General features: G+C 67.7%; 3 protein-coding genes. 1 reads left to right on the forward strand and 2 read right to left on the reverse strand.

Going from position 1 to position 4,426, the window contains the following annotated elements; all coding sequences use genetic code 11:
- Positions 1 to 374, forward strand: a 374-nt coding sequence (locus GJ629_RS17310; RefSeq protein ID WP_231754654.1) for a hypothetical protein, incomplete at its 5' end; no start/stop codon positions are given.
- Positions 375 to 377: 3 nt separating this feature from the next.
- Here the strand turns inward: GJ629_RS17310 and GJ629_RS14545 are convergent.
- Together GJ629_RS14545 and GJ629_RS14550 are read right to left on the reverse strand one after the other, a co-directional pair.
- Positions 378 to 1,079, reverse strand: coding sequence for a PKD domain-containing protein (locus tag GJ629_RS14545; protein WP_157513672.1), 702 nt, complete (start codon positions 1,077 to 1,079; stop codon positions 378 to 380).
- The gene (locus GJ629_RS14550) at positions 992 to 4,141 is read right to left on the reverse strand and encodes a hypothetical protein (protein WP_157513673.1); all 3,150 of its coding nucleotides are present in this window, start codon (positions 4,139 to 4,141) and stop codon (positions 992 to 994) included. Before GJ629_RS14550 ends, GJ629_RS14545 begins: the two co-directional genes overlap by 88 nt.
- Positions 4,142 to 4,426 lie beyond the last annotated feature (285 nt).

The raw sequence follows: 4,426 nt of genomic DNA on the forward strand, positions 1-4,426 counted from the left end.
CACCCAACCAGCAATCGGGCACCCAGCAACCGCGTGGTCGGCAGCCCAGTAGTAAACAGCCACCGAACCGGCAATCGGGTACTCAGCACTCGCCAAATCAGCGGTCCGGTGGCCAGCATTCTCCGAACCAGCAGTCCGGTGGTCAACAGCCACCTAACCAGCAACCGCCCCGGGACGGCACGGGGACGAACGGTCGCGGCCCCGACGGCCAACAGCCGCCGGGAGAGAATAACGGCGACCCACAGCGGGACGGTCCCGGTCGTACGGGGTCCGATAGCCCCAATCAGGGCGAGGAGCAACCCGACTGGCCGCCGGGTGCTGACGACGACGAGGATGAAGACGAGGACGGGTGGCCGCCGGGCGAGCAGTCCTGACCGTCAGTCGCTGATGTCGTTGAACAGGGCGAGAGCGTCGAACAGCGTCCCGGCCTGCCCGTTGCCGTCGAAGTCGAAGGCGCTCGGATTGTTCTGGACCACGTCGCTGTTGCGTTCGTTGTAGTAGGTCAACGCGTCGAAGAGGCCGGCCTGTCCGTCGCCGTTGACGTCCTCCAGTTGCCCGTCGCCGTCCGGGTCGGTCGCCGGTCCGACGCCGCTCGGAACCTGCGGACGGTCCGCGGGGCCGACCGACACCCATCCGGTGGCGACGGTCCCGGACCCGGCGACGGAGACGGTGTAGTTCCCCGGTTCGAGGTCCGTCGTGAGGGCGACGCGGTCGGTCCCGCCGCCGGCCACGCTGACGGTGTCGGTCTCGACGGTCCGGTTGCCGACGCGGAGGTCGAGGGTCGTGCTGCCGCGGCGGTCGCCGGTGTTCGAGACGTTCGCGACGACGGTCACGTTGCCGGCCGTCGCGTTCGCCGGCGTCGATAGCGAGGCGACGGAGATAGCGGCCGGGTCTCCGACCTGCACGCTGGTCGTCTCGGTGTCGGTCACGCCCTCGGTGCTTGTCGCCCGGAGCGTGACCTCGTGGGTTCCGGCCGAGTCGAAGGTCGTCCTCACGTCCTGTCCGGTCGCCTCGAAGGTGCCGTCCCCGTCGAGGTCCCACTCGTAGGTGTCGATGCTGCCCGTGAGCGCCGTCGACACGACCCGGTGAGCAGAACGCTCTCGCCGGGCGCGGGCCGGGCGGGGACGGGCGCGAACCCGGCGACGACGGAGTCGTCGAGTGCGCTCGTCGTCTCGCCGGGGTCGATGCTACCGTTCGTTCCGGTCGCCGTCGTCGTGTTCGTCACGGTGAGGTTACCGTTCTGTTCGACCACTTCGGGGTTCTCGTCGTAGTGTGTCAGGCTGGTCTCGTAGCCGACGGTGACGTTCTCGCGGTCGATGCCCGTCTCCTCGATGAACGCCTCGACGCCGTCGGTCCGGACGCTGAACTCCACGTCGGTGTCCTCGGGGACCGATATCCACTCGAGGCCGTCGGTGTCGCCCGATGCGCTCGCGCCCGGAATCTCAACGACGTAGTCGCCGTCCGCCGTCGGTCCGACCCGCCGGCCCTGACTGTCGGTCGCGACGAGGTCCAGGTCGGGGGTCGTCGTCGTCTCGTCGGCGCCGAGTCGGGGCACCGAGACGTCGCTCAGGTCGATGTCGGGGTCGAGACGCATCGTGTTCGTGTCGGCGTCACCGCTGTCGATTTCGACGGTCACGTCGGCCTCGAAGGCCTCGCCGCTCTTGCCGTTCGTGTCCTCGATGGAGATGTTGGCGACGAGGGGGCTGTGCGTGCCCAGCGGTCGCTCGACGAACCGGTCGGCGATGGTGTCGGGGTCCGCGTCGATGGGGCCGACGTTTGTCGCGAGTTCGAGTTCGGGGCCGCCGACGCGCGGGTAACTGGTCCCCAGTTCGAAGATGTCGACGACGGGACCGAAGCTCCCGTCGTCGGCCTGGAGCGCGAACTCCCTGAGCCCGGTGTCGGTGGCGACGCCGGTGTCGACGACCGGGACCGAGTCGCCGAGTTGTTTGGCTTCGATGGACTCGACGGTAATCGTCTCGGACCACGGCGTCGACCCGACGCTAATCTCCTCTGTCTCCAGCCACGGGTGTTCCGGTCCGGAGACAGACTGTAGGGTGTTGATGTCGGTCATACTGAGAACGCTGAACTCCTCGGGTAGTTCCGATCCGAGGAAGCCGTACGCCGTCCTCGACCCCATCAGCCCGGCGTCGCCGATGCCGCCGTCGACGGTGTCGTAACACACCTCGATGATGGTCCCGCTGCACGTCGTCTCGGCGTAGAGGTCGCCGACGCCGACGGCCGCGTGCCCCAGTTCGTGACTCCAGATGCCGTAGCTGTGGACGTCGGGGTCCATCGAGACGTAGGTCCCACGAAGGTCAGGGTACGCGCCGGCCCTATCGAACTTCTCTCCCGGGTTGCTCACCACGTACGGACCGTCGATGTCCGCGTCCGGGAGCGTCTTCGCCTCCTCGATCAGCGACCGGCGGTCGTAGTCGCTGCGCGGCCCGAGGTCGAACAACTCGCCGCCGTCGTCGTGATACTCGAAGTCGAAACCGACCGCACCCAGCGCCCCCTGTCCGTAGTAGCTGTTGACGTCGTGTTCCTGGGCTTCCTGCCAGTCGGACAGCGCCGCCGGATCGTCGTATGGTATCTCGACGTCGTTCGTGCCCGAGAACTGCCCGAGGACGACGGGGAGATCGATCACGTTCTCGAAGGTGTAGTAGTGGAGCCGTCGGGACTCGCCGTCGGTCGGCAGTTGCGAGTCGGGGTAGGCGGCTTGGGTCTCGTTGAGGATAGCCGGTCGCACGGCCTCGTCGTTCTCGGCCAGTATTCGGAGGTCCACGCGCGTTCCCGGACCGAGATCCGCGAGGTCGGGATCGGACATCTCGCTCAAGTCCGCTTTCCAGAGTTTGTTCCCGCTCACGTTGGTCATCTTGACGCTGCCGACCTCGCCGTCGACGATGGCGTCGACGCGGACGCTGTCGGCGTTCGACGCCTCCACAAGGACCGTCGGCGGGACGCCGGTCTCGACCGGGTACGGTTCGATCTCGTAGGACTCGGGGTCTATCGACGGCGGCCCGCCGTCGCCGCCGGATTCCCCGCCCGCTTTGAGGAGCCACGCGTCGTAGCTCCCGGCACCGTACGAGCCGGTGTAGCCCGCGACCGCGAGGCCGCCGTCCCCGGTGGTCACGGCATCCATCGCGGCGTCCGGTTCCTCACCGCCCGTTCTGAAGCCGCCCCGTCTTTCGCCCGCGGTGTCGGTCTCCATCACCCACGCGTCGAAGTCCTCGCGGTTGGTCTGGGTGTAGCCCGACAGCGCGTAGCCGCTCTCGGTCCCGGTGACGGACGTGATAACGTCGTTGAGGTCTCCGCCGTACGTTCGGTCCATCTCCTTCGTCCCGGCGCTGTCGGTTTCGACCAGCCACCCGTCGCTCAACCCGTCGCCGTAACTCGTCGTCCAGCCCGTCAGCACGAAGCCGCCGTCGTCGGTCTGGATCAACCCGTGCCGGAAGGCCCCGTCGTCGTCGCTACCGCCGTAGGTTTCACGCCACTGCTCGTCCCCGGCGGCGTCGGTCCGGATCAGTAGCGCGTCGTCGCCGCCGCCGGATGCGCTCGTCCACCCGGCGATGGCGAACCCGCCGTCGTCGGTCCGGACGAGCGCCTGTCCGTTCTGGATTGCGGTGCCGCCGTAGCGCTGGTCCCACTGGAGGTCCCCGCCGCTACCGACTTTCACGAGCCACGCGTCGGTCGCGCCGGTGGCGTTCGTCCACCCAGCGAAGGCGTAGCCGTCGCCGGCCGAGACGACCGAGACGGCCATATCGTCGGCGTCGCTGCCGTAGGTTCGCTGCCACTGGAGGTCCCCGGTGGTGTCGGCTCGCGCGACCCACGCGTCGGTCGTCCCGTCCGCCGTGACAGACTGTCCCGCGAGGATGTAGTCGTCGGCGACTCTGACGACGTCGAACGCCACCTGCCGACCGTCGCCGCCGTAGTTTCGCTTCCACTGGACTGTCCCGTCAGCGTCGGTGCGGATCAGTTGTGCGTTGGCGCCGTTCTGAGCCGTCTGTGTGTACCCCGCAGTCACGTACCCGCCGCCCGGTGCGTTGGCGACGGCTGTGGCCTCCTGTGCCCCGCTGTCCCCGTAGGTCTCGTTCCACCGTTCGTCCGATTCGTCCGCGACCGCTGTTCCCGTACACAGTGCCACGATCGCGACCGCGAGAAGAACCCCGATACCGACCTTCCGAAACATACCGGCTTGTCCGTCGCGGACGAATTAAATGCGACGGTACTGACACTACTGTACATTCCCAGTTTCCGGTCGCCCGCTCGGCGCTCGATCACCGAGCGGAAAAAGCGGTCGTCGGTTCCCTCTACGCGCTGATGTCGTTGAACAGCGCGAGAGCGTCGAACAGCGTTCCCGGCGGTGCCGTCGCCGTCGAAGTCGAAGGCGCGCGGATTGTTCTCGATACGTCGCTGTTGCGCTCTTGTA

This window comes from Halapricum sp. CBA1109, from assembly GCF_009741825.1.
Classification (GTDB): Archaea; Halobacteriota; Halobacteria; order Halobacteriales; family Haloarculaceae; genus Halapricum.